This window comes from Mycobacterium sp., from assembly GCF_050701675.1.
Classification (GTDB): Bacteria; Actinomycetota; Actinomycetes; order Mycobacteriales; family Mycobacteriaceae; genus Mycobacterium.
The window spans coordinates 1-3,889 of record NZ_JBOGDD010000668.1; the positions used below are offsets into that span (position 1 = coordinate 1).

Here is a 3,889-nt window from a genome sequence, read left to right on the forward strand (position 1 = left end):
ATCGACCACACGCAGAAGAACGTGCTGCGCGAGGGCAAGACGCTGCATCCGATCATGGAACGGGTGATGGCGATCCACGTGGCCGAAGAGGCCCGCCACATCTCGTTCGCCCACGAGTACCTGCGTAAGCGGGTTCCCGAATTGTCTTGGCGCAAGCGCTTTGTGCTGTCCATCTACGTGCCCGTCGTGATGCGCATCCTGTGCTCGGCCATCATCGTGCCGCCGCGCACCTTCTGGAAGAAGTTCGACATCCCGCGCTCGGTGCGCAAGGACATCTTCTTCAAGTCGCCGGAGTCGCGGCAGATGCTGCGCGACATGTTCGGTGACGTGCGGATGCTGGCGCATGACAGCGGATTGATGAACCCGTTGGCCAAACTGGTGTGGCGGATCTGTCGGATCAACGGCAGCCCCAGCCGTTACCGCAGCGAGCCGCAACGCCAGCATCTGGTCTCGGTCGCCTAGCGTCGGCGTCATGCCCCATGTGATCACCCAGTCGTGTTGCAGCGACGGGTCCTGCGTCTACGCCTGCCCGGTGAACTGCATCCATCCGACGCCGGACGAACCCGGTTTCGCGACTGCCGAGATGCTCTACATCGACCCGGTCGCATGCGTGGACTGCGGAGCCTGCGTCAGCGCCTGCCCGGTCGGCGCCATCGCGCCCGATACCAAGCTGGTCGACGCGCAGCTGCCGTTCATCGAGCTGAACGCGGCGTTCTACCCGAAGCGCGAGGGCAAGTTGCCGCCCACCTCCAAGCTGGCCAAGGTCATCGATGCGCCGGTGGTGCACACCCGCTCCGGAAGCCCGCTGACGGTGGCCATCGTCGGCTCGGGCCCTGCCGCCATGTACGCCGCCGATGAGCTGTTGACGCAGCGCGGCGTCGCCGTGAACGTCTTCGAGAAACTGCCGACGCCGTACGGCCTGGTGCGCGCGGGTGTGGCGCCCGATCACCAGACCACCAAGCGCGTCACCCGACTGTTCGACCGGACGGCGGCGCTGCCGGGATTCAGGTTCTTCCTCAACGTGGAGGTCGGCAAGCACGTCAGTCACGCCGAACTCGCCGCACATCACCACGCCGTGCTCTACGCGGTGGGCGCGCCGAACGACCGCCGCCTCGACGTCGAGGGCATGGGCCTGACGGGCAGCGGTACCGCCACCGAGCTGGTCGCGTGGATCAACGGCCATCCCGAATTCACCGATCTGCCAGTCGATTTGAGCCACGAACGCGTGGTGGTCGTCGGTAATGGCAACGTTGCGTTGGACGTGGCGCGCATCCTGACGGGCGACCCGGACGACCTGGCCCGCACCGACGTCTCGGATCACGCGCTGGCCGCCCTGCGGAACTCCCGCGTCAGGGAGGTCGTGATCGCGGCCAGGCGTGGGCCCGCCCACTCGGCGTTCACGTTGCCCGAGTTGATCGGCCTGACGGCGACGCGCGACGTGGTGCTCGACGCGGCCGACCACGACCTGGTTCTGCGTGATCTGGCTGAACTCGGCGACGGCACCGAGGACCGCCTGACGCGCAACAAGCTCGAGATCCTCGCCAAGCTGAGCGACGCCGACGCCCCCATCGTCCGGCCGCGCATCCGCCTCGCCTACCGACTGACGCCGCAGCGGATCATCGGAGCCGAACGCGTCGAGGGCATCGCCTTCACGGTCACCGGTGGAGACGAGATCCGCCGGCTCGACGCCGGTCTGGTCCTGACGTCGATCGGCTACCGCGGCAAGCCGATTCGCGATCTCCCGTTCGACGAGGTGGCCGCGGTCGTGCCGAACGACGCCGGGCGGGTCGCCGGGGTGCGGGGAGCCTACGTGGCCGGCTGGATCAAGCGCGGTCCCACCGGATTCATCGGCACGAACAAGTCGTGTGCGGGGCAGACGGTGCACGAACTCGTCGACGACTACAACGCGGGCCTGCTGGACGACCCGTCGGCGACACGGCGTCACTTGGACCAACTGATCGAGGCCCGCCAACCCGCGGTCGTCGACGGGGCGGGCTGGCAGGCCATCGACTCCGCGGAGATCGCGCGGGGCGGGGACACCCGCCCGCGTGACAAGTTCACCGCGATCCCCGACATGCTGGCGGCGGCTGCCTCGGCGCCAACGCCATCACTGGGTCAGCGGTTGCTCGCAGGCCTGCGGCGCTAGGTATTTCCGCCCAGCGCGACCGCACCGACCTCGTTGAGATAGCAATGAGGTTTACGAAGTTCGAGTGGGCATGATCCCGAGTGCTACCTCAACGCGATCGGTTACCGGCGCCCTAGCTCTTGGCCATCGCCGCGGCGATCTCCTCCGAACTCACTTCGCGCAGGGGCTGTCCGAGCGACCACTGGTGGCCGAACGGGTCGCGCACCATGCCGTAGCGGTCGCCCCAGAACTGGTCCTCCAGCGGAGCCACCACCGTGGCACCGGCGTCGACCGCCCTGGCGAACGCGGCCTCGACGTCGGGCACCTGAAGGTGGATCGTGACGGGCGTGCCGCCGAGGGCCTTGGGCGTAGACGACTTGCCGTCGTTGTAGTCGGGGAAGTCGTCGTTGAGCATCACCATTGAGCCGTTGATGTCCAGCGCCGCGTGGACGAGCCTGCCATCCGGATGCGGCACCCGACCGTACTCGGTTGCGCCGAACGCCTTCACGTAGAAGTCGATGGCAGCGGCGGCATTGTCGACGACGAGGTTGGGAGAAAGGGACGGTTGTACTTCGATCGCCATGGTGGGCTCCTATCGACGGCTGATGGTCACTGGTACCGACTCGTCGTCGCGCAGAATCTCATCGCGGGCTAGACGACCGAGAATTCGAGCGGCAGCGCGGCGCGGCCCGTCAGCGCCAGCAGTACCGGCGCACCCGAGCCGAGAAGCACGCTGATCCGCGCCGCGAGCACCGGGGCCTCGGTCAGCACGTCGTCGGGAAGGGTGAAGTCGACGCCCGTAGCCCGCGCGATGTCGAGGCCGTGGACCGCCAGTTCGAACACCCGCGTCGGCAGATAGTTGCTCAACCGGATGCCCAGGCCGCCGATCACCTCGATCAGCGGGTCGTCGGCGCTCTCCAGGTCGCGGAGCACCCGTTGCACCAACGCGTCCACCGTCGTCGCGGGGTTCCCGCCGAGGTCGCGCCCCGCCTGTCTTCCGCGTTCGATGACCGCCTCGGCGCCCGCACTCGACGCGTAATCGCGGATCCTGGCGTAGTACTCGGCCGGGGTGCCGACGTCCTCGCGGTCCGCGGTCGTCTGCAGGTAGGTGCTCACGGTGATCAGCGACCGCGAGGCGTGTCCGACGAGGGCGCGCAGATCCCAGTCGTCGAGGCCGGGTCCATTCCAGGCCGACTCTGGAATGGCGCGAACGAGTGCGGCGAATGACGTTGCGGCCGAGGTGAATGTCTCGAGACCGTTCATCGAAGCCGTCATGATGCCTTGATCTGATTCCAACCCTCGACCGATTCCGGGCCGCGAGGCTCGGGGCCGACGTAGATGGCTGCCGGACGGACCAGCTTCCCGAGCCGCTTCTGCTCGAGGATGTGCGCGCACCATCCTGCGGTGCGCCCGCAGGTGAACATGGCGGGCATCATCTTCAGGGGGACCTCGGCGAAGTCGAGGATCACCGCGGCCCAGAACTCGACGTTGGTCTCGATCGCGCGGTCGGGACGCCGTTCACGCAGCTCGGTCAGGGCGGCCTGCTCAAGGGCGGCCGCCACGTCGTAGCGCGGTGCGTCCAGGCGCTTGGCGGTCGCCCGCAGCACGCGGGCGCGGGGGTCCTCGGCCCGGTAGACGCGGTGCCCGAAGCCCATCAGCTTGTCATGGCGGTCGAGGATTCCCTTGACCACGGCACGGGCGTCGCCGGAGCGCTCGACCTCCTCGATCATCGGCAGCACGCGAGCCGGAGCACCGCCGTGCAGT

General features: G+C 68.0%; 5 protein-coding genes. 2 read left to right on the plus strand and 3 right to left on the minus strand.

Features of this window, described 5'->3' with window-relative positions; translation table 11 throughout:
- Together ACRDUX_RS20505 and ACRDUX_RS20510 are read left to right on the plus strand one after the other, a co-directional pair.
- The coding region (locus ACRDUX_RS20505; RefSeq protein WP_526415932.1) for a diiron oxygenase at positions 1-462 on the plus strand (462 nt) is incomplete at its 5' end.
- Between the two features lie 10 nt (positions 463-472).
- Positions 473-2,146: an FAD-dependent oxidoreductase gene (locus ACRDUX_RS20510; RefSeq protein WP_526415934.1), complete on the plus strand. Its 1,674-nt coding sequence runs from the start codon at positions 473-475 to the stop codon at positions 2,144-2,146.
- 112 nt (positions 2,147-2,258) lie between these two features.
- Here ACRDUX_RS20510 and ACRDUX_RS20515 read toward each other — a convergent pair whose 3' ends face one another.
- From ACRDUX_RS20515 to ACRDUX_RS20525, 3 genes are all read right to left on the minus strand, one after another.
- Complete coding sequence (locus ACRDUX_RS20515) at positions 2,259-2,708, minus strand: VOC family protein (protein WP_526415936.1); 450 nt, start codon at positions 2,706-2,708, stop codon at positions 2,259-2,261.
- 68 nt (positions 2,709-2,776) lie between these two features.
- The gene (locus tag ACRDUX_RS20520) at positions 2,777-3,400 is read right to left on the minus strand and encodes a maleylpyruvate isomerase N-terminal domain-containing protein (protein WP_526415938.1); all 624 of its coding nucleotides are present in this window, start codon (positions 3,398-3,400) and stop codon (positions 2,777-2,779) included.
- Positions 3,397-3,889 (minus strand): citrate/2-methylcitrate synthase (locus ACRDUX_RS20525; protein WP_526415940.1); only part of this gene is annotated, 493 nt, incomplete at its 5' end. The genes ACRDUX_RS20525 and ACRDUX_RS20520, both read right to left, overlap by 4 nt.

Coding starts and splice junctions, on each gene's coding strand:
- ACRDUX_RS20520 (WP_526415938.1), bottom strand. CDS start 3,400: ATGACGGCTTCGATGAACGGTCTCGAGACATTCACCTCGGCCGCAACG.
- ACRDUX_RS20510 (WP_526415934.1), top strand. CDS start 473: ATGCCCCATGTGATCACCCAGTCGTGTTGCAGCGACGGGTCCTGCGTC.
- ACRDUX_RS20515 (WP_526415936.1), bottom strand. CDS start 2,708: ATGGCGATCGAAGTACAACCGTCCCTTTCTCCCAACCTCGTCGTCGAC.